The organism is Actinomadura napierensis, assembly GCF_039529375.1.
Classification (GTDB): Bacteria; Actinomycetota; Actinomycetes; order Streptosporangiales; family Streptosporangiaceae; genus Spirillospora; species Spirillospora napierensis.
The window spans coordinates 17,541-36,310 of sequence record NZ_BAAAMR010000065.1; the positions used below are offsets into that span (position 1 = coordinate 17,541).

Sequence of the window (18,770 nt, forward strand, 5' to 3'; positions counted from 1 at the left end):
GGTGCGCACGCATCCGCCCCGGATCCTCCTCATCGAGGACGACGCCGAGATCGCGGGAATGCTGGACGAGCTGTTCACCGGCGAGGGCTACCGCGTCGAGGTGGCCCCCGACGGGCACCGCGGGCTGCACCTGGCGCTCGCCCGCGCCTATGACGTCCTGGTCGTCGACCGGATACTGCCCGGCCTGGACGGCCTGGACGTCCTCCGCCGGGTCCGCGGCAAGGGCGTCGCCACCCCGGTGCTCGTGCTGACCGCGCTCGGCACGGTCGCCGACCGGGTCGCCGGGCTCGACTCCGGCGCCGAGGACTACCTGGTCAAGCCGTTCGACGTCGACGAGCTGCTGGCGCGGATCCGGGCGCTGCGCCGCCGGCACGCCGACCGGGAGCGGACGCTGCCGCTGGGCGCCGGGGAGATCGACCTCGTCCAGCACCGGGCGCGGCTGGCGGACGGCACCGAGCACGAGCTGTCCGCCCGCGAGTTCGAGCTGCTGCGCGTCCTCGCCGGGCGGCCCGGCATGGTGTTCAGCCGCGCCGAGCTGCGCGCGCGGGTCTTCGAGGACACCACCTCGGAATCGATCGTCGACACCTATGTCCACTACCTGCGGCGCAAGCTCGGCCGCGGCACCGTCCGCACCGTCCGCGGCCTCGGCTACCGGGCGGGCGAGCTGTGAGGCCGGGCGGCGGAGGAGGCCCCGTGCAAGGACCGGACGCGCGCGTGCTCTCGAGGGTCGGATGGGTCCTCACCCTGCAACTCGCGGCGGCGGCGACCGTCGTGATCGCGCTCGTCGGCGCGCTGGTCTACCTGGCGATGAGCGCCGGGCAGCGCAGCGACGCCGAGCGCGACCTGCGGCACGTGATCGCCGCGAACGCCGTCGAGAACGCGCCTCCCTGCGTGTGGATGTTCTCCATCGGCGACGGCCGGGTCCGCCGGACGCCGAACGCGCCGGCCGAGCTCCCCGTCCAGGCCGATCTGCGCGCTCGCGGCACGCTCGTGCGCGAACACCGCATCGACGGCATCAGCTACCTGGTGCGCACCGAGCACCACGGCCCGGTCGTCGTGCAGGCGGCCCTCGACCGGCGCTACCAGATCCAGGAGCGGCACCGCCTCTACAAGGCGCTGGGCGTCGCCGAGATCGGCGGGCTGCTCGCCGCGCTCATCACCGGCCGGCTGCTCGCGCGGCGGGCGATCTCCCCGCTCGCCGAGGCGCTCGACCGGCAGCGCCGGTTCGTCGCCGACGCCAGCCACGAGCTGCGCACCCCGCTGACGCGCCTGCACGTCCGGGCGCAGCTGCTGGCGAGGCGCACCGACGCGGGCGCGCTGGGCGACGAGCTCGGCGCGATCGTCTCCGACACCCGGCAGTTCGGCGAGGTGATCGAGGACCTGCTGCTGTCGGCCCGGCTGCGTCCCCACGCGGTCGAGGGCAGCGCCGTGGACCTCGCCGGCGTCGTCGCCTCGGTGGCCGCCGCCGAGTCCGTCCGCGCGCGGACGCGGGACATCGCCCTGGAGGTCGCGGGCGCCGGTGCGCCCTGCGTCGTGGACGGGATCGAGACGGCGCTGCGCCGCGTCGTGTGCGCGCTGCTCGACAACGCCATCGGGTACACGCCCCCCGGAGGCCGCGTCGAGGTGGCGGTGGCGCGCGACGGCGACCGGGTCGAACTCACCGTGCGCGACGACGGGACCGGCTTCGACCCGGCCGACGCCGAACGGATCTTCGAACGCTTCGCCCGGGGCGCGCACGGCAGCGGCCGCCGCTTCGGGCTGGGGCTCTCCCTCGTCCGCGAGGTCGTGGAGAGCCACGGCGGCACGATCGAGGCGACCGGACGTCCGGGGGCCGGTGCGACCTTCACCGTCCGCCTGCCCGCCGCGTCCCCGCCCGCGCGGCGCCGCCGCGCGGGCGCCGTCCCGGCCCGCTGGGCCCGCGCCTAGGAGCGGGCGTCGGCCCAGGCGCGGTCGAGGACCTGCGTGAACGCCTCGGCGGGCTGAGCGCCGGACACGCCGTAGCGGCGGTCGACGACGAAGAAGGGGACGCCGGTCGCACCGAGCCGCTGGGCCTCGCGCTGGTCGGCGTCCACCTCGTCGGTGAACTCACTAGACGCCAAGGTGGCGCGGGCCGCCTCCGGGTCGAGTCCGGCCTCGGCGGCGACGCTCACCAGTGAGTCGCGGTCGAAGATCGAGCGCCCGTCGGTGAAGTGCGCCTTGTAGAGGGCCTCCACGACGGCATCCTGGACCCCCTGCCCGCCTTGCTCGCCCGCGAGGCGGACGAGCCGGTGCGCGTCGGCGGTGTTCCCCACCTGCCCGCCGTCGAGGTGGTACTCCAGCCCGACCCCGGCCGCGCGCTCTTCCATCTGCCGGTTCATCTCGACGGCCTGGTCGCGCGTCATGCCGTACTTGCCGGCCAGCATGTCCGCCACGTCCTCGGTCTTGCCGCTCGGATAGGACGGGTCGAGCTGGAACGCCCGGTAGGCGACCTCGACCCGGTCGCGGTGCGCGAAGCCGTCGAGCGCCCGCTCGAACTGGCGCTTGCCGATGTAGCACCAGGGGCAGATGACGTCGGACCAGATCTCGACACGCATGGGACACCTTTCTCAGGACGGCTGACCGTGTGCAACGCTCAGCGGCCCTGATCGATTTCCCTGGGGGCGACCCCTACGCGGATCGAGCCGGACCGGGCGGCCTCCTGGAGCGCGGCGTCCAGGCCGTCCAGCGGATGGACGGCGCCGAGCAGCGCGTCCACCGGCAGCCGGGCGGCGGCGGACTCGGACCAGGCGGCGGCTTCGGCTAGGTGGGCGGGAGCGTAGTTGTGCACGCCCCGCACGGTGAGCAGGCCGCGCACCAGGTCCTGCGCCTCCCAGTCCAGTGGCGCGCCGGGCGAGACGGTCCCGGCGAGGACGATGGTGCCGCCCGTGGCAGTGCGGGCGACGGCGTCCCGTGCGGCGGCGGGCGCGCCGGACAGTTCGATGTAGACGTCGGCGGGCGGCGGCTCCGCGGTGAGGCCGACGGTGTTCGCGGCGCCCATCAGCTTGGCGGTCGCGCGGCGTCCGGCATCGGGATCGACGACCGTGACGGCGGCGCCCCGGTCGGCGAGCATCGCGGTCGCCAGCAGGCCGAGCAGGCCCGCGCCGCACACCGTGACGTTCCGGCCGCGCACCTCGGCGCCCCCGGCGGAGACGGCCGCGACCGCCGTCGCGGTCGCGCAACCGAGCGGCGCCGCCAGCGCGGCGGGCAGGTCCGGCGGCACCACGGCCAGGGGAGTGTCGGCGCGGACGCGCACATGAGTGGCGTAGCCGCCCGACAGCGGCCCGGCCTCCGCCAGCGGCGCGTGACCGTACTTGAACAGCCGCTCGCACTTCTGCGGCAGATCCCGGCGGCAGCGCCCGCACTCCCCACACGCCGCGTAGATGCCGACCGCGACCCGGTCCCCGACGGCGACCGCCCGGCCGCGGACGTCGCGCGGAGGCGAGTCCCCGAGGCGGACGACCCGTCCGACGATCTCGTGCCCGAGCACCCCGGGCGCCGGACCCGGCCGGCGCCCGGAGACGGTGTGCAGGTCCGAGCCGCAGATCGTCGCGAGCTCCACCTCGACCAGCGCCTCGCTCGGCACGAGTTCCTCAGGGCGCACCGTCACCGGCCGGTGGCGTCCGCCCACACCGGGCCAGACCATCGCGACCGCATCGGCGGTCACGGCGCGAGCCTGCGTCGGACGAACGAGCTGAGCACGTCCACCACCACGACCAGGACCAGCACCATCAGGATGTAGGTGAGCATCTGGTCGAACCGGAACTCCTGGATCGACTGGTTGATGAGGAAGCCGATGCCCCCGGCGCCGACCAGTCCGAGCACCAGCGACGCCCGCACGTTGACGTCCAGCCGGTACAGCACCAGCCCGACCAGCTGCGGCACGCACGCCGGCAGCACCGCGTGCGCGACCAGCTGGGTGCGGCTCGCCCCGGCGATCCGCAGCGCCTGCGCCGGGCCGTCGTCGACCTCCTCCATCGCCTCCGACCACAGCTTGCCCATCACGCCGGTGTTGTTGCAGACCAGCGCGAGCACGCCGGCGAACGGGCCGAGCCCGACCGCCGTGACGAAGATCAGCGCGAACACCACGTCCGGGACGGCGCGCAGGAACGACATGACGCCCCGCGCGGCCTGGTAGACGGCGGCGTTGCCGTTGACGGCGCGCGAGCCGAGCGCGCACAGCACGATCGTGAACGGGATCGACAGCGTGGTCCCGAGCAGCCCGATCCACAGCGTCACCAGGCAGGCGTGCAGGCCGTCCTTGACGACCGGGTCCCAGGCGAGGTCCGGCGGGACCGCCTCGGACACGAACCGGACCATGCCGTGCCAGCCGTCGGCCAGCAGGCCGAGGTCCATGTCGGTGCCGATCCACGCGGCGACGTGCAACGTGACGAGCACCGCGATGACCGCGCCGCCGGTCACCAGCGTGCGCGTGCTGCGCCGCCTGCGGGGGACCGGCGACCGCTTGGGCGGGCGCTCGGTGGCGAGAACACTCACGGATGGACCTCCTCGTCCGCGACATAGAGAGAGGACACCTGGTCCTGGGACACCTCGCCGGCGGGCCCGGCGAAGGCGATCCGCCCGCCGCGCAGGCCGACCAGCCGGTCGGCGTGCCGGCGGGCCAGGTCCGGCTGGTGCAGCACCGCCGCGACCGCGATCGACTCCGCCCGGGCCAGCTCGGTCATCACGGTCATGACGTTCTCGGCGGCCGACGGGTCCAGCGCCGAGACCGGCTCGTCCGCGAGCAGCACCTCCGCGCGCTGGCACAGGGCGCGGGCTAGCGCGACCCGCTGCTGCTGGCCGCCCGACAGCGCGGCGACCCGCTCGTGCGCCCGGTCGGCCAGGCTGACCCGGTCCAGGCACGCCATCGCCTCCTCGCGCAGTTCGCGGGGGAACGCGACGGGCGCCCATGAGCGGCGCAGCGGCAGCCGGCCGAGCGCGCCGGCGCAGACGTTGTCCAGCGCCGAGCGCCGCCGCACCAGGTGGATCTGCTGGAACACCATGGCGACGCGGGTGCGGGCCCGGTCGGCCGCGCGGGACCCGTCGAGCAGGTCGTCGCCGAACACGCCGGCCCGTCCGCCGTCCGGGCGGACGAGGCCGACCACGCACTTCAGCGCCGTCGACTTGCCCGACCCGTTGGCCCCGAGGAGCGCCACCACCTCCCCCGGGGCCACGTCGAGGTCGAAACCGGACAGCACCGTGCGGCCGCCGAAGGACTTGCGCAGGCCGCGGACCGTGAGCGCGTTGGCGGTCATCGCGCTACAGGTTCTTCTCGGTGAGGCCGAGCGTCCTGGCCAGGTCGAACAGCGGCTGGTAGGTCTGCTTCGTCACCGGGACGAGCGGGCCCGGCTCGACGTCGAGGAACGCGCCCGCCTTCGCCACGTCCTGCGGCGACACCGACGTCAGCGCGGAGACCAGCTTCTTCTTGAACGCCGGGTCGAGGTCCTTGGCCACGGTGATCGGGTCGTTGGGGATCGGGTCGGACGCCCAGATCTGCTTGTACTTCGCGGCGTCGAACTGGTGCTCCTCCGTCGAGGTCGCCTGCTGCTGGGTGTTGATCTCCGCGGCGTCGACCTTCCCGTAGGTCAGCGCGAGCAGCGACTGCGGGTGGCCGCCCGCGTACTGCAGCTTGACGTCGGACTCCGACAGCCCGGCCTTCCTGAGGGCGTACCGGGGCAGCGCGTCACCCGACGTCGAGCCCGCGTCCGACAGCGCGAGCGTGCGGCCCTTGAGGTCGGCGATGGTCCCGATCGGGCTGTCCTTCTTCACCCAGATGCCGGCCTTGTAGGTCGACACCGAGCGGTCCGGGTTGCCGAAGGACGCCACCGGCTCGGCACCGGTGCGCTGCGAAGCGAACACGAACCCGAGCGGGCCGAACTGCGCAACGTCGAGCTTGTGGTTCTGCAGCGCCAGCACCTCGGCCGAGTACCCCTGGACGATCTGGACCTTGACCGGGCAGTCCAGCTTGGCCTCCAGGGCCTTGCCCAGCGTCTCGTAGGCGGGCGTGAGCTTGGCGGCGTCCTCGAACGGCTCGACGCCGAAACGGATCTCGCCCCCGGGACAGGACCCCTTGGCGGCGCCGGACGAGCCGTCACCGCAGCCCGCCAGCACGAGGGCGGCCGCGGGGACGAGCGCGGCCAGCACGACAGAAAGCCGAAAACGGCGCATGGAAAGGCCTTTCATAGGTCAGAACAGCGAATCCAGGACGGCGGGGGCCAGTCCGTGGGCGATGGTCATGCCGATGCCGGAGGTGACCGAGACGGCGCGGACGCCGTGGGCCACCTCCACGTCGAGCACCCCGGCGGGCGCCGAGGCGTACTGGCCCCGCCAGCGCCGCAGCACCCGCAGCGACGGGGCGCCGAGCAGCCGCGCGCCCTCGCGCAGCAGCAGCCCCGCCGTCTCCTCGTCGTCGAACGGCGCATGGGTGGGGGAGTAGTGGTGGGTGTCGCCGAGCACGATCGCGCCGCCGGGACGCTGGGTGAACATCAGGTTCACCCCGGCGTCCAGCAGCTCGGGCGCCTCCGCGGCGACCGCCTCGCGCAGCGCGGCGGCCGACGGCTGCGCCGCGAACCCGCCGTAGCGCAGCAGCGACAGCCCGGTCAGCACGCCCGGCGCGACCCGGACGCCGCCGGGCGGCGCGACCTCCAGCATCCGCAGCAGGCAGCGGGTCATCCCGGCGGCGTCGGCGACGTCCGGCAGCAGCCGGTCGAGATCGTGGCCGACGGCGAGTACCGTCCGGGCGGCCCGGACGTCACCCCGCGAAGTACGGACCAGGCCCGGCTTCACCGACAGCACGCTGGTGCGCCACGCGATCGGAACCCCCTGCCCGGCCAGCCAGCCGGCCACGGCGGGGACCACCGTCGGCGAGTCCAGCCGCAGATCCAGCGGCAAGTGCGCGCCGCCCAACGCCCCGGCCACCCGCGCTTGCCGCGCGACAGCGTCCGCATCCAGCATCCGCACCTGCTCGACGCCCCGCGCTGCGGCGAACTCCTCCAGCACGGCCATCTCCTCGGGCCGCCGCGCGACCACCACCGTGCCGGCCTCAACGACGTCGAAGCCCGCCTTGGCGGCCAGCCAGAGCCAGCGTTCGCGCGCGGCCAGCGCGTACCGGAGCGCATCGCCGTCCTGGGCGGTCACGCAGATATGGCCGAAGTTGCGGATCGAGGCGCCCGCCGCGAACGCGTCGCGGTCGACCACCGCGACCGTCAGCCCGCGCAGGTGCGCCTCGACGGCGTGCGCGAGCCCGACGACGCCGGCGCCGACCACGAGCAGGTCCACAGGAGTGGAGGGAAGGGGGGACATGGCCCCGAGAGTCGGGGCCCGGCGGGCCACCCGTCAACCACCCGAGAGGACTTGTACAAACAAGTTAACCGCCTGTTCACCTGCAAAAACAGGACGTTGACAGCGCTGCCACCGGCCCTTGTATGGTCAGCCCATGCCGTCGGGATCACTGCACGCCAAGCTCGCCGACGCGCTCCGGGAGCGGATCGCCTCCGGCGCGCTCGCCGTGGGGGAGCCGCTGCCCTCGGAGGCCCGGCTCGTCGAGGAGTTCGGGACCTCCCGCGGCACCGTCCGGCAGGCGCTGTCCACCCTGCGCAACGAGGGCCTGATCGAGGGCGGCCAGGGCCGCCGCCCCGTCGTCCGGCGCCGCCCGATGGGCCAGCCGTTCGAGACATTCCTGTCCTTCTCCGCGTGGGTGGAGCTCTCCGGGCACCGTCCCGGCCAGCACACCATCGAGCTGGCCCGCCGCGGCGCCGACCCGGTCGCCGCTGGTGCCCTCGGCCTGGAGCCGGGCGAGCCGGTCATCGACGTGCTGCGGCTCCGGCTGCTCGACGACGAGCCGGTCATGCTGGAGCGCAGCACGTTCGTCCTGGACATCGGCCTGCTGCTGTTCGACTTCGACCCGGACGCGGGCTCCATCTACGCGGGCCTGCTGGCCCGCGGCGTGGAGATCGTCGCGGCCACCCACACCATCGACGCGATCGCCGCCCCCACCGACGACGCCCGCCTGCTCGGCGTCGCCAAGGGCGCCCCGCTCCTGCGCGAACGCCGCACCGCGAGGACCACCGACGGCCGTCCCGTCGAGTACGGCGACGACCGCTACCGCCCCGACCGCGCCACCTTCACCATCGCCAACGAGCGGGCGCACCACCTGGCGCTCGTGCGCACCGTGCCCGAAACAGGAGAGGCCCTATGACGTTCGAACTCGCCGCCCTCGACATGGCCGGCACCACCGTCGAGGAGGGCGGCGCGGTGTACGCGGCGCTCGACCAGGCCGTGGCGGCCCACATCGGCCGCCCGGTCCCCGCGGACGTCCTGCACCGCTGGACCGGCACCAGCAAGCGCGAGGCCACCGCCGGCCTGCTGACCGAACTGACCGGCACCGCCGCCGACACCGACACCGTCTACACCGACTTCACCCGCCGCCTCACCAAGGCCTACGCGGACGTCCCCCCGCGACCGATCCCCGGCGTCACCGAGGCCATCGGCGAACTGCGCGCCGCCGGCGTCAAGGTCGTCCTGCAGACCGGCTACTCCCGCGACATCGCCGAGTCCATCCTGGACGCGATGCACTGGACCGTCCCCGGCACCGTCGACGGCCTCGTCACCAGCGACGAGGTCCCCGCGAGCCGCCCGGCCCCCTACCTGATCTTCCGCGCGATGGAGCTGGCCGGCGTGACGAGCGTGCACCGCGTCCTCGCCGCCGGCGACACCCCCAACGACCTGGCCGCCGCCCACAACGCCGGCGCCGCCTACGCCGTCGCCGTCACCACCGGCGCAAGCACCCCCACCGACCTGGGCCGCCACCCCCACACCCACCTCCTGAAGTCCGCCGCAGACCTCCCCACCCTCCTCTGACCCGCACAAAGGGCAGCCCGCACCGAAAGGGGGCAAGGGGCGAAGCCCCAAAAAGCGGAGGTGGCGGAGACCGGGGGCTGCTCGCTGACCGCAACCACCGAGGGGGCGAGGGGCGAAGCCCCAAAGGACAGCAACCACGTGGGGACCGCAACGGAAGAGGAGACCGCAACCACGTGGGGGGTGTGGGGGGCGGAGCCCCCCACAGCGGGGGTCCGGGGGTCGTCCCCCGGGTCAACAGGAAGAGGGAGTGCCGGCCCGCGCTCTCCGCGGGCACACCACTCCCCACTCCATCGTGGGCGATACTGGGATTGAACCAGTGACCTCTACCGTGTCAAGGTAGCGCTCTCCCACTGAGCTAATCGCCCTTGCGTGTACTGCGAGGTGGAGACGGGATTTGAACCCGTGTACACGGCTTTGCAGGCCGTTGCCTCGCCTCTCGGCCACTCCACCAGAGCGAGGCCTTACGGGCCTCTCAGAGCGGACGACGGGATTCGAACCCGCGACCCTCACCTTGGCAAGGTGATGCTCTACCAACTGAGCCACGTCCGCTTGTCGGCTCCGGGGTTTCCCCCGGCGCGCATGGACAACTCTAGCGGAATCCGGGAGCGGTTGCGTACTCGATGGGCTCGGAGCCGGTGGCCTCGGCGTGCACCGAGTTCCAGAAGGCGAGCTCCTTGTCCTCCTCCAGGTGGGCGATGCGGCCCCAGAATTCGCGGTCCTCGGCCTCGTGGGCGGCGGCGAGGGAGAGGGCGGGCATGACGGTGGTGCCGGCGTCGGCGGCGTCGAGGTCGGCGGTGGTGACGCCGGCCGGGAGGGCGACGGGGGTGGAGGGGCGGTGGTGCTTGCCGCGCTTGCGGACGCGGATGGGCGGCGCGGTGGGTGCCTTCGCGGCGGCGACGCGTCCGGCGGCGAGGGCGACGGTGCCGCACAGCACGAAGGCGAGGATGCCGCCGAGGACGACGTCCTGGGTGGGGAGCTGCTGCTCGGGGGAGCTGTGCTGCTCCTCGTGGGTGTGCGTCGCGGTGCCGCGGTCGCCGACCTTGTCGACGGTGGTGGCGGGGGCGGCGTGCTTGGGGGTGTACTTGGCCTCGGTGACGTGGATCTTGCCGGGGTAGCCGAAGCCGACGACGTCGTCCATGCCGCGGGTCTTGCGCATGAGCTTGTAGCCGTCGGCGTTGCCCTCGATGGTGTGGAGGGTGTGGCCGTCGACCTTCTCGACGATGCCGACGTGGTCGATCTGGTCGATGTCGCCGGAGCCGGACCAGTCGTAGAAGACGAGGGCGCCGGGTTCGGGGGAGTGCCCCCAGGCGTCGTGGTCCTTGAACCACTTGGCGTGGTCGATCGTGGAGGCGAACTGCCCGGCCTGCTCGGCGACGCCCGCCTTGTCGGCGGCCCAGGCGAGGAACATGTCGCACCAGGGGGCCGTCTTGAAGTAGGAGTCGTGGTCGCCGTCGATGTGCTGGGCGTACCAGTCGCCGAACTTGGTGTAGCCGCTGCCGTGCTCGGTGTATCCGAGCTGCTTCTGGGCAACGTCGAGCAGCTTCTTGCCGATCGGGTCCATCTCGCTCCCTGCCGACTCGCCGACTCGGGCAGGGGACGCCCGACCGGGGGATCCGGTCGGTGCCTCGTTCCAAGGTCACGTTCCGGTCTCGCTGGAATGTAGTCGAGGTAAACCGCGAGCGGCAAGCCGTTCCGGGAAAGCGGTCAAATCGGGCTACCCGGAGGTAGCCCGTCAGAAGTAGCCCCTCGGCAGGACGGTCACCGGGCAGGGCGCGGCCCGCAGCACCTTGACGGAGACCTCGCCGAGGAAGACCCGGTGGGCGGCGGCGTCCTCGCTGGACGCGCAGACCAGCAGCTCGCCCTCGGGCCAGTCGAGGTCGTCCAGGGCGTCGGCGACGTCGTCGCCCTCGGCCAGGTCGGCGCTGACGTCCTCGGGGAGGAGTTCGGCGGACTCGACGGCGAGCCGGATGGCCAGCGCCAGGTCGTCGCGGAGCCGCTCGGCGTCGACGTCCCCGATGGCGAGGGTGACCAGGCGGAGCGGGACGTCGAGCCGGTCGGCGGCCTGGGCGGCGCGGACCACCGCCTCGTCGCACTGGGGGCGCCGGACGTACATGACGGTGATCCGGCCGAGCTCCTCGGGCGGGACGTAGCCGGCGGGGGCGAGCATGACGGCCTCGGTGGCCGAGTGCAGCAGGTGGTCGGCGGCGGCGCCGACGCCGATGCGGCCCCGCGCGCCGCCCTCGGGGGAGCCGACGACGATCAGGTCGGCGCCGATCCGGCCGGCGAGCGAGGTGAGGCCGCGGCCGACGCTGCGGCTCTCCTGGGCCATCAGCTCGGCGGGCTGCTCGCCCAGCAGGTCGGCGGCCTGCTCCAGCAGCGTGTGGGCCTCGGCCGCGGCGCCCGCGCGGCCCGGCGGGTGGACGGTGGCCACGCTCAGCTCGCCGCCGGTGAGGGCGACGATGGCGCGCCCCAGCTCCAGGGCCTCCCGGCCGCCGGCGTCGTTGACGTATCCGGCCAGCACGTGTTCGCCGATCATGTGTCCAGCATTCCCCCGGACGGCGCCCTCACAACGATCATGGTCTGATTTGCGGTAACTTTTCGTGTTTAAAGCTCAGTGCACTATTTGGGGGGATTTTCATGGGGGACGAGGCGGGGGGCCTCGCACCGGGCCGCTGGACGATCGACCCGGTCCACTCCGAGATCACCTTCACGGTCCGGCACCTGATGACCACGGTCCGCGGTTCCTTCCCCGACTTCGGCGGTGAGGTGACCATCGGGGAGGACCCGATGCGCTCCAGCGCCCGGGCCGAGATCAGGATGGCCTCCATCGACACCCGCAGCGCCGAGCGCGACGAGCACGTCCGCTCGGCCGACTTCCTGGACGTCCGGCGCCACCCGGTCATGACGTTCCGCGGGACCGGCGTGGAGCGCGCCGCGATCGGCCGCCGGGCCCGGCAGCCCCGCTACCACCTGGACGGCGAGCTGACGGTCAGGGGCGTCACCCGGCCCGTCCGGCTGCTGACGGAGTTCCACGGCATCGCGTCCGACCCCTGGGGCGGCACCCGCGCCGGGTTCACCGCGACCGCCTCGATCAGCCGCCGCGACTTCGGCATCGAGTTCAACGTGCCGCTGCAGGGCGACAAGGTCATGCTCGGCGACACGATCGCCATCGCGCTGGAGATCCAGGCCGTCCACGAGGGCTGACCGGTCCGGCCCGGGGGCCGGTCAGGTGAGCGGGCCGGGCCCGCCCGTGCCGGCCGGTTCCGGCGCCCGCACCTCCGGAACGTGCGGGTTGCCGTACCAGGCGACCGCGACCGCTCCGGCGACCGCCAGCACGAACCCGATGCCCGCGGGGACCGCCATGCCGTCCCGTGCCGCGTCCCCGAGCCACAGCACGCCGATGATGCCCGGAACCACCGTCTCGCCCGCCACCAGCGCCGCCGTGGCGCCGTTGATGGACCCGATCTGCAGCGCGAGCGTGTGGAAGTACATCCCGCCGAGGCCGGCGATCGCGATCGCGTACAGCGCGGGGTCGCCGAGCAGGTCCCGCCAGGCGAACGGGTCGGTCCCGTTGAGGACCCGGACGCCGACGCCGACCGCGCCGAAGCACAGCCCCGACAGCAGGCCCGCGGGGATCGCGGCGCGCGGCCCCATCAGCCGGACGATCGGCAGCGCGGCGGCGACGAGCAGCACCGACACCGCGAGCAGCCCCCAGTGCCAGCCGATCGCGACGCGCCCGGCGCCCTCGTGCCCGGCGGTGCCGGCCAGCAGGACCAGCGCGGCGCACACCACGGCGATCGAGATCCACTCCGGCCGGACCAGCCGGATGCCCAGCACCCAGATGCCGAGCACCGCCGTGATCACCAGGTTGGCGCTGATCACCGTCTGCGACAGGAACAGCGGCACCAGCTTGGCCGACAGCGCGCCGAGCGCGAACCCGGCCGTGTCCAGCACCGTCCCGACGATGAACTCCCACGTCACGACGGCCTTGGCGGTGGAGGACAGGCTCGGTCCGCCGTACTCGGTCGATCCTTCGCCCGCCGTGGTCTCGCGGGCGGCGGACCGCCGGGCGCCGAGCGCCTGCAGGACCGATCCCGTCCCGTAACACGCCGACGCGCCCACCGCCGTCAGCAGCCCGATGAACACCGGCGTCCTCCGATTCGCCGCGGGAGACCGCCCGTTCCGCCGGTCCGGTCCGTCCCGCCCCCCAGTCTGACGACCGGGCGGGCGGGAATGTTTCGCCTGCTCCGCACCCGGTCGCGCCTCACCCTTCCCGCGCCAGCCGCCGGACGGCCAGCTCCGCGTAGAGGGCCGCGCCGTCGGCGAGCACGGCGTCGTCGTAGCGGGCCTCGGGCGAGTGGTTGACCGCCGCCTCGCCCGGGTCGGTGCCGGCCGGGCACGCGCCCATCACGACGAAGGCCGACGGGACCTCGTTGCACACGAACGCGAAGTCCTCGGAGGTGGGGAACGGCCGCGGCGAGTCGACGTAGCGCTCCTCGCCGTAGACCTCCCGGACGGTGTCCGCCATGAACGCGGCCTCGGCGGCGTTGTTGATCATCACCGGGAAGTCCTGGAGGTAGCTGACGTCGACGTCCAGGCGGTGCGCCTTGGCCAGGCCCTGCACCAGCTCGACCACCCGCTCCTTCAGCTTCTCGTGCGCCGCGGGGGAGAACGACCGGACGGTGCCGGAGAAGCTCGCCTCGTCCGGGATGACGTTGTCCATCGTCCCGGAGTGGAACGATCCGATCGTCAGCACGACCGGGTCGAACGGGTCGAACACGCGGGTCACCATCGTCTGCAGCGCGGTGACCATCTCGCAGGCGGCCGGCAGCGGGTCCTTCGCCAGGTGCGGCATGGACCCGTGCCCGCCGGCGCCCCGGACGGTGACCCGCAGCCGGTCCGCGGCCGCCATGACCGGCCCGGTCCGGCTCACGAACATGCCCTGCGGCAGCGCCGCGGAGAACACGTGCAGGGCGTACGCGGCGACGGGACGCTCGCCGGACGCCTCCAGCACGCCCTCCTCGATCATGATCTTCGCGCCGCCGAGGCCCTCCTCGCCCGGCTGGAACATGAAGACCACGTTGCCGGCCAGGTCGCCGCGGCGGTCCGCGAGCAGCCGCGCCGCGCCCGCCAGCATGGTGGTGTGCAGGTCGTGCCCGCACGCGTGCATGACCCCGTCCACCTGCGAGATCACCCCGGCGTCGCCGCGCTCGCTCACCGGGAGCGCGTCCATGTCGCCGCGCAGCAGCACCGTCGGGCCCGGGCGGGCGCCCCGCAGCACCGCCGTCACCGAGGTCAGCCGCTCGCCCGTGGTGACCTCCAGCGGCAGGCCGTCGAGCGCCGCGAGCACCTTCTCCTGGGTGCGCGGCAGGTCCAGGCCGAGCTCGGGCTCGCGGTGCAGGGCGCCGCGGAGCCGGACGAGGTCGTCCTGGAGGGCGGCGGCGTCGTCGCGCAGGGAGCCGGGATCGGGCGAGGGCTGGCTCAACGGTTCCTCCTCAGGGATCTCCGGTGGGCCGCGGGCGGCTTTCCGGGCGGCCCGTTCCGGCGCCGCACCTGCACCGTATCGTCGGCGCCGCCCGGTTCACCCCTCCCTGCGGGCACGAAGATCCTTGAGGAGGAGGTGCGCGTCGCGCAGCCGCGGCGCGTCCTTCAGCGACCGGTAGATGCCCCACTTGGGGGAGATCCCGGCCGTGCCGGGCCGGAGGTCGAGCCCGTCCCGCCCGGCGCCGGCGACCGTCCGGCCGCCGGCTTCGACCGTCCAGTGGACGCGCCCGGCCGGCGCGGCGGCGAAGCGGGCCTCGACCTCGACGTCGATCCAGCGGCTGCTCAGCGGCGCCAGGTCGGTGGCGTCCACGACGACGCCCGACCTGATCGCGTTCAGCTCCAGCAGGTCACGCCCGCCGCGCCGGCGCAGCGACATCACCAGCACCGGCGCGCCGCCCGGCCCGCCGCCGGGGACGGAGGCGAAGAACTGCTGGACGTGCGTGAAGCCCGTCGTCGCCCCCAGCGCCCGCGTCAGGTACCACGACCAGGCGAAACGCCACGTCTCGCCCTCGGCGACGCGGCGTTCCCGGCCGTCCGCCGTCCGCATTCCCCGGACCTCCTGGCGCTGCCGGTCCGGATACGTGTCGACATCGCTCGGATAGTGGATGTCGAACCGGTACATCGTCCCCAGTGCCCGGATATGGCGGACGCCCGGATGCGACCCCGCCCGGTCGTCCTCGACCCCCGCGAACGCGCCGAGCCCGTCCGCGCGGGGATCGGCGCTCCACGCCGCCGGTCCGTCGTCCGCCACCGGTCCATCATGCCGCTCGTCAGAAGGCCGCGGCTCGTCAGAAGGCGGTACGGGCGAGCCAGTGGTCCAGAAGCGACCGGTCGCCGGTCACCTCCACCTCGGCGTCGCCCGGTGCCAGCCGCCGGGCGAACACCAGCATCAGATCGCGGACGGGTCCGGCGACGGTCAGGTCGCCGTCCCGCGATGCGCGCTCCCAGCCGATCCCGTCCGGCAGCCGGCTGATCACCCATCCGGGCACGGACGGCTCGGACGGGCGCAGGGCCAGGGTCTCGCCCCGCCCGCGCAGCTCGGCCAGCTCGGGTCGGAACGTCGCGGCGGCGGGCTCGGACACCAGCACGAGCCACTCGCTGATCCCGTCCGCGGCGACGTCGGGCGCGACCCCGTACGGGACGCCCGTGGTCAAGGCGGCGTCGGCGTGGTGGACGACGGTGTCGTGCAGCATCCGGCGCAGCCACATCGCGGCCGGGCGCGGCCCCATGACCGGGTGCGCGACGGTGCGGCCCGGGTCCGCCTCGAAGGCCCGGACGAGATCGTCCGCGCCGTCGCGCAGCCAGCCGGGCCAGTCCGCCGCCGGGCCGGGCGCCGTCCGGGGCACCTGCGTGACCAGGTCGGTCTCGCCGGCGCGGAGGAACCCGGCGGCCCACCGGTGCGCCTGGCCGACGTGCCCGACGAGATCGCGCAGCGTCCACTCCGGGCAGGTCGGGACCCGCGCGTCCGGGTCCGCCCCGGCGACGGCGCCGGCGATCCCGCCGGCGTGCTCGCGCAGCGCCCGAGCGAGCCGCTCGGCTCCGAGCACATGGTCGTTCATGTTCGTTTCCTCCTCGTGGACGTCGTGCCCGTAACGTAGGAACTCCAGCCCGGTGGAGGTTCAAGTGAGTGTGACCGGCGCCACAGGGCCGGGATCCCTTGGCATCGGCGATCTGGCGGCCCTGACGGGCGTCCCCGTCCGGACGATCCGGTTCTACTGCGACGAGGGGATCCTAGAGCCCGCCCGCAGCGCCGGAGGGCACCGCCGGTTCGACGCGGCGGCGGCCGACCGGCTCCGGCTCGTCCGGCGGCTGCGCGGGCTCGGCCTGGGGCTGCCCGCCATCGCGGCCGTGCTGGCGGGGGAACGGTCGCTCGGCGAGGCGGTGGCCGCGGCGCGCGCCGCGCTGGAGGCGGAGATGGCGTCGCTGGCCTGGCGGCGCGCCGCGCTGGGCGCGGTCGAGGCGGCGGCGCCGGACGAGCGGTCCGCGCGGCTGGACCTGCTGGCGGCGGCGGAGGACGGCCGCGCGGCGCGGGGTGCGCTGGTGGAGTTCTGGCTGCGCCGGATCATGGCGCCGCTTCCGGACGAGCAGGTCGAGGAGTTCCTGGAGATGGTCGTGCCGCCTCCGCCGGTCGACCCGACCCCGGCGCAGGTGGTCGCCTACGCGGAGATGGTGGTGCTGGCGGGCGACCGGTCGCTGAACCGCAGGCTGCGGGAGCAGAGCAGGGCGAACGTGCGGGTGGTGGGCGACGAGGAGTCGCTGCTGGCCGGGATGGGCGAGGCGATGGAGCTGGCTTCGCCGCTGGTCCTGGCGGGGGAGGCGCCGGGCCCCGGCAAGGCCCTGGACCGGTTCGTGGCCGCGCACGCCGCCGGGCGGAGCGCGCGGGACACCCCAGAGTTCCGGCGCGAGATCCTGCGCGACGCGCAGGTGGAGCTCGATCCGCGCGTCGTCCGGTACTGGGACCTGTTCCGCCTGGTCACCGGCGATCCCGTGTCCCTCGGCACGCTCCACTTCTGGTTGATCGAGGCGCTGGAGCGCAGCGTTCCCCCGGCCGGGGCGAGGGTCCGGCGCGGGCCGGAATAGCGGGGCGGCCGGCGGGGTTCCGGTAGAATACTTGAAAGTTCTACTATTTCGGAGGCCGGCATGCAGTTCGGGATCTTCACGGTCGGCGACGTCACCGCCGACCCGACCACCGGCCGGACCCCGTCGGAGGCCGAGCGGATCAAGGCGATGGTGGCGATCGCGCTGAAGGCCGAGGAGGCCGGGCTCGACGTCTTCGCCACCGGCGAGCACCACAACCCGCCCTTCGTGCCGTCCTCGCCGACGACGATGCTCGGCTATGTCGCGGCGCGCACCGAGCGGCTGATCCTCTCCACCGCGACCACGCTGATCACCACGAACGACCCGGTGAAGATCGCCGAGGACTTCGCGATGCTGCAGCATCTCGCCGGCGGCCGGGTCGACCTGATGATGGGGCGCGGCAACACCGGGCCCGTCTACCCCTGGTTCGGCAAGGACATCCGCGACGGCATCCCGCTCGCCATCGAGAACTACCACCTGCTCCACCGGCTCTGGCGCGAGGACGTCGTCGACTGGGAGGGCAAGCACCGCACGCCCCTGCAGTCGTTCACCTCGACGCCGCGCCCGCTGGACGGCGTGCCGCCGTTCGTGTGGCACGGCTCGATCCGCAGCCCGGAGATCGCCGAGCAGGCCGCCTACTACGGCGACGGGTTCTTCGCGAACCACATCTTCTGGCCCACGGACCACTTCCAGCGGCTGATCGGCCTGTACCGGCGCCGCTACGAGCACTACGGGCACGGGTCCGCCGACCAGGCGATCGTCGGCCTCGGCGGGCAGGTGTTCATGCGGAAGAACTCCCAGGACGCCGTCCGCGAATTCCGGCCCTACTTCGACAACGCCCCCGTCTACGGGCACGGCCCGTCGCTGGAGGAGTTCACCCGCGAGACGCCGCTGACGGTCGGCAGCCCGCAGCAGGTGATCGACAGGACCCTGACGTTCCGCGACCACTTCGGCGACTACCAGCGGCAGCTGTTCCTGATGGACCACGCGGGGCTGCCGCTCAAGACCGTCCTGGAGCAGATCGACATGCTGGGCGAGGAGGTCGTGCCTGTGCTGCGCAAGGAGTTCGAGGCGCTGCGGCCCGCGCACGTCCCGGCGACCGCGCCGACGCACGCCTCGCTGGTCGCGGCCAAGGAGAACGCGGAGGTGACGCGATGACGACGCTCGCCGTGGTCTCGGCCGGGCTCGGGCGCCCGTCGTCCACCCGGCTGCTCGCCGACCGCCTCGCCGAGGCCGCCGCGCAGGCGCTGGGAACGGACCCGGAGATCGAGACGGTCGAGCTGCGCGACCACGCGCACGCGATGGTCGACGCGACTCTCACCGGCTTCCCGTCCGGCGATTTCCGCGCCGCCGTCCAGGCCGTGACCGGGGCGGACGGGCTGATCGCGGTGACGCCGGTGTTCAACACCTCCTACAGCGGCCTGTTCAAGACGTTCTTCGACGTGATCGAGCGCGGGGACCTCGAGGGCCGGCCGGTGCTGCTCGGCGCGACCGGCGGCACCGCCCGGCACTCCCTCGCCATCGACTTCGCGATGCGCCCGCTGTTCGCCTATCTGCGCGCGAACGCCATGCCGACCGCAGTGTTCGCCGCGTCCGAGGACTGGGGGAGCGCCGACACCGCCCTGCCCGACCGCATCGCCCGCGCCGGCGCCGAACTCGCCGCCGCGATCGACGGGCGCCCAGCCGCCGAGAAGGCCGACCCGTACGAGGAGCCCGTCCCGTTCGAGGACCTCCTCGCCGGTCGCTGACCCATCGGACCTCCTTTTTTAAGGCTT

General features: G+C 73.7%; 20 protein-coding genes and 3 tRNA genes. 8 read left to right on the forward strand and 15 right to left on the reverse strand.

What is annotated here, in order from left to right:
* Position 1 precedes the first annotated feature (1 nt).
* Positions 2 to 670, forward strand: a complete 669-nt coding sequence (locus ABD296_RS30755) for a response regulator transcription factor (RefSeq protein WP_344274990.1) — start codon at positions 2 to 4, stop codon at positions 668 to 670.
* Between the two features lie 44 nt (positions 671 to 714).
* Positions 715 to 1,926: a sensor histidine kinase gene (locus tag ABD296_RS30760; RefSeq protein WP_344274994.1), complete on the forward strand. Its 1,212-nt coding sequence runs from the start codon at positions 715 to 717 to the stop codon at positions 1,924 to 1,926.
* On the opposite strand, the gene ABD296_RS30765 is transcribed toward ABD296_RS30760, so the two are convergent.
* Genes ABD296_RS30765 through ABD296_RS30790 form a run of 6 tightly spaced genes read right to left on the reverse strand, consistent with a single transcriptional unit; the run spans position 1,923 to position 7,317 of the window.
* Entirely contained in the window at positions 1,923 to 2,573 is a 651-nt protein-coding gene (locus ABD296_RS30765; RefSeq protein WP_344274997.1) for a DsbA family oxidoreductase, read from the reverse strand. The two genes, ABD296_RS30760 and ABD296_RS30765, sit on opposite strands and share 4 nt — an antisense overlap.
* A gap of 38 nt (positions 2,574 to 2,611) precedes the next feature.
* On the reverse strand, positions 2,612 to 3,682 hold the full coding sequence (locus tag ABD296_RS30770) for an alcohol dehydrogenase catalytic domain-containing protein (protein ID WP_344275000.1): 1,071 nt from the start codon (positions 3,680 to 3,682) through the stop codon (positions 2,612 to 2,614).
* Positions 3,679 to 4,512, reverse strand: a complete 834-nt coding sequence (gene phnE, locus ABD296_RS30775) for a phosphonate ABC transporter, permease protein PhnE (RefSeq protein ID WP_344275003.1) — start codon at positions 4,510 to 4,512, stop codon at positions 3,679 to 3,681. Before phnE ends, ABD296_RS30770 begins: the two co-directional genes overlap by 4 nt.
* The gene (locus ABD296_RS30780) at positions 4,509 to 5,270 is read right to left on the reverse strand and encodes a phosphonate ABC transporter ATP-binding protein (RefSeq protein ID WP_344275006.1); all 762 of its coding nucleotides are present in this window, start codon (positions 5,268 to 5,270) and stop codon (positions 4,509 to 4,511) included. The genes phnE and ABD296_RS30780 overlap by 4 nt, the downstream gene beginning before the upstream one ends.
* 4 nt (positions 5,271 to 5,274) lie before the next feature.
* Positions 5,275 to 6,183, reverse strand: coding sequence for a phosphate/phosphite/phosphonate ABC transporter substrate-binding protein (locus tag ABD296_RS30785; protein WP_344275009.1), 909 nt, complete (start codon positions 6,181 to 6,183; stop codon positions 5,275 to 5,277).
* Between the two features lie 18 nt (positions 6,184 to 6,201).
* Complete coding sequence (locus ABD296_RS30790) at positions 6,202 to 7,317, reverse strand: TIGR03364 family FAD-dependent oxidoreductase (protein ID WP_344275012.1); 1,116 nt, start codon at positions 7,315 to 7,317, stop codon at positions 6,202 to 6,204.
* A gap of 133 nt (positions 7,318 to 7,450) precedes the next feature.
* Between ABD296_RS30790 and ABD296_RS30795 the strand changes: the two genes are divergently transcribed.
* Positions 7,451 to 8,212, forward strand: a complete 762-nt coding sequence (locus tag ABD296_RS30795) for a GntR family transcriptional regulator (RefSeq protein WP_344275015.1) — start codon at positions 7,451 to 7,453, stop codon at positions 8,210 to 8,212.
* Positions 8,209 to 8,874, forward strand: a complete 666-nt coding sequence (locus ABD296_RS30800) for a phosphonatase-like hydrolase (RefSeq protein WP_344275018.1) — start codon at positions 8,209 to 8,211, stop codon at positions 8,872 to 8,874. Before ABD296_RS30795 ends, ABD296_RS30800 begins: the two co-directional genes overlap by 4 nt.
* Before the next feature lie 293 nt (positions 8,875 to 9,167).
* Here ABD296_RS30800 and ABD296_RS30805 read toward each other — a convergent pair.
* From ABD296_RS30805 to ABD296_RS30825, 5 genes are all read right to left on the reverse strand, one after another.
* A tRNA-Val gene (locus ABD296_RS30805) sits at positions 9,168 to 9,239 on the reverse strand.
* A 14-nt stretch (positions 9,240 to 9,253) separates the two neighbouring features.
* Positions 9,254 to 9,324: transfer RNA gene (locus ABD296_RS30810), tRNA-Cys, on the reverse strand.
* Positions 9,325 to 9,350: 26 nt separating this feature from the next.
* Positions 9,351 to 9,423: transfer RNA gene (locus ABD296_RS30815), tRNA-Gly, on the reverse strand.
* Between the two features lie 40 nt (positions 9,424 to 9,463).
* The gene (locus ABD296_RS30820) at positions 9,464 to 10,435 is read right to left on the reverse strand and encodes a CHAP domain-containing protein (protein ID WP_344275021.1); all 972 of its coding nucleotides are present in this window, start codon (positions 10,433 to 10,435) and stop codon (positions 9,464 to 9,466) included.
* Positions 10,436 to 10,606: 171 nt separating this feature from the next.
* Positions 10,607 to 11,410: a universal stress protein gene (locus tag ABD296_RS30825; RefSeq protein WP_344275024.1), complete on the reverse strand. Its 804-nt coding sequence runs from the start codon at positions 11,408 to 11,410 to the stop codon at positions 10,607 to 10,609.
* Between the two features lie 101 nt (positions 11,411 to 11,511).
* Between ABD296_RS30825 and ABD296_RS30830 the strand changes: the two genes are divergently transcribed.
* Positions 11,512 to 12,078, forward strand: a complete 567-nt coding sequence (locus ABD296_RS30830) for a YceI family protein (protein ID WP_344275027.1) — start codon at positions 11,512 to 11,514, stop codon at positions 12,076 to 12,078.
* A gap of 21 nt (positions 12,079 to 12,099) precedes the next feature.
* Here ABD296_RS30830 and ABD296_RS30835 read toward each other — a convergent pair whose 3' ends face one another.
* From ABD296_RS30835 to ABD296_RS30850, 4 genes are all read right to left on the reverse strand, one after another.
* Entirely contained in the window at positions 12,100 to 13,020 is a 921-nt protein-coding gene (locus ABD296_RS30835; RefSeq protein ID WP_344275030.1) for a hypothetical protein, read from the reverse strand.
* Positions 13,021 to 13,138: 118 nt separating this feature from the next.
* Entirely contained in the window at positions 13,139 to 14,359 is a 1,221-nt protein-coding gene (locus ABD296_RS30840) for a M20 metallopeptidase family protein (protein ID WP_344275033.1), read from the reverse strand.
* A gap of 96 nt (positions 14,360 to 14,455) precedes the next feature.
* The gene (locus ABD296_RS30845) at positions 14,456 to 15,169 is read right to left on the reverse strand and encodes a hypothetical protein (protein ID WP_344275035.1); all 714 of its coding nucleotides are present in this window, start codon (positions 15,167 to 15,169) and stop codon (positions 14,456 to 14,458) included.
* 37 nt (positions 15,170 to 15,206) lie between these two features.
* The gene (locus tag ABD296_RS30850; protein WP_344275038.1) at positions 15,207 to 15,977 is read right to left on the reverse strand and encodes a maleylpyruvate isomerase family mycothiol-dependent enzyme; all 771 of its coding nucleotides are present in this window, start codon (positions 15,975 to 15,977) and stop codon (positions 15,207 to 15,209) included.
* Positions 15,978 to 16,041: 64 nt separating this feature from the next.
* Here ABD296_RS30850 and ABD296_RS30855 point away from each other — a divergent pair, with 64 nt between their 5' ends.
* From ABD296_RS30855 to ABD296_RS30865, 3 genes are read left to right on the forward strand one after another with little or no spacing between them, the layout of a single operon-like run.
* The gene (locus ABD296_RS30855; RefSeq protein ID WP_344275041.1) at positions 16,042 to 16,998 is read left to right on the forward strand and encodes a MerR family transcriptional regulator; all 957 of its coding nucleotides are present in this window, start codon (positions 16,042 to 16,044) and stop codon (positions 16,996 to 16,998) included.
* Positions 16,999 to 17,058: 60 nt separating this feature from the next.
* Positions 17,059 to 18,153: an LLM class flavin-dependent oxidoreductase gene (locus tag ABD296_RS30860; RefSeq protein WP_344275044.1), complete on the forward strand. Its 1,095-nt coding sequence runs from the start codon at positions 17,059 to 17,061 to the stop codon at positions 18,151 to 18,153.
* Positions 18,150 to 18,743: a CE1759 family FMN reductase gene (locus ABD296_RS30865; RefSeq protein WP_344275047.1), complete on the forward strand. Its 594-nt coding sequence runs from the start codon at positions 18,150 to 18,152 to the stop codon at positions 18,741 to 18,743. Before ABD296_RS30860 ends, ABD296_RS30865 begins: the two co-directional genes overlap by 4 nt.
* The last annotated feature ends 27 nt before the right edge of the window (positions 18,744 to 18,770 follow it).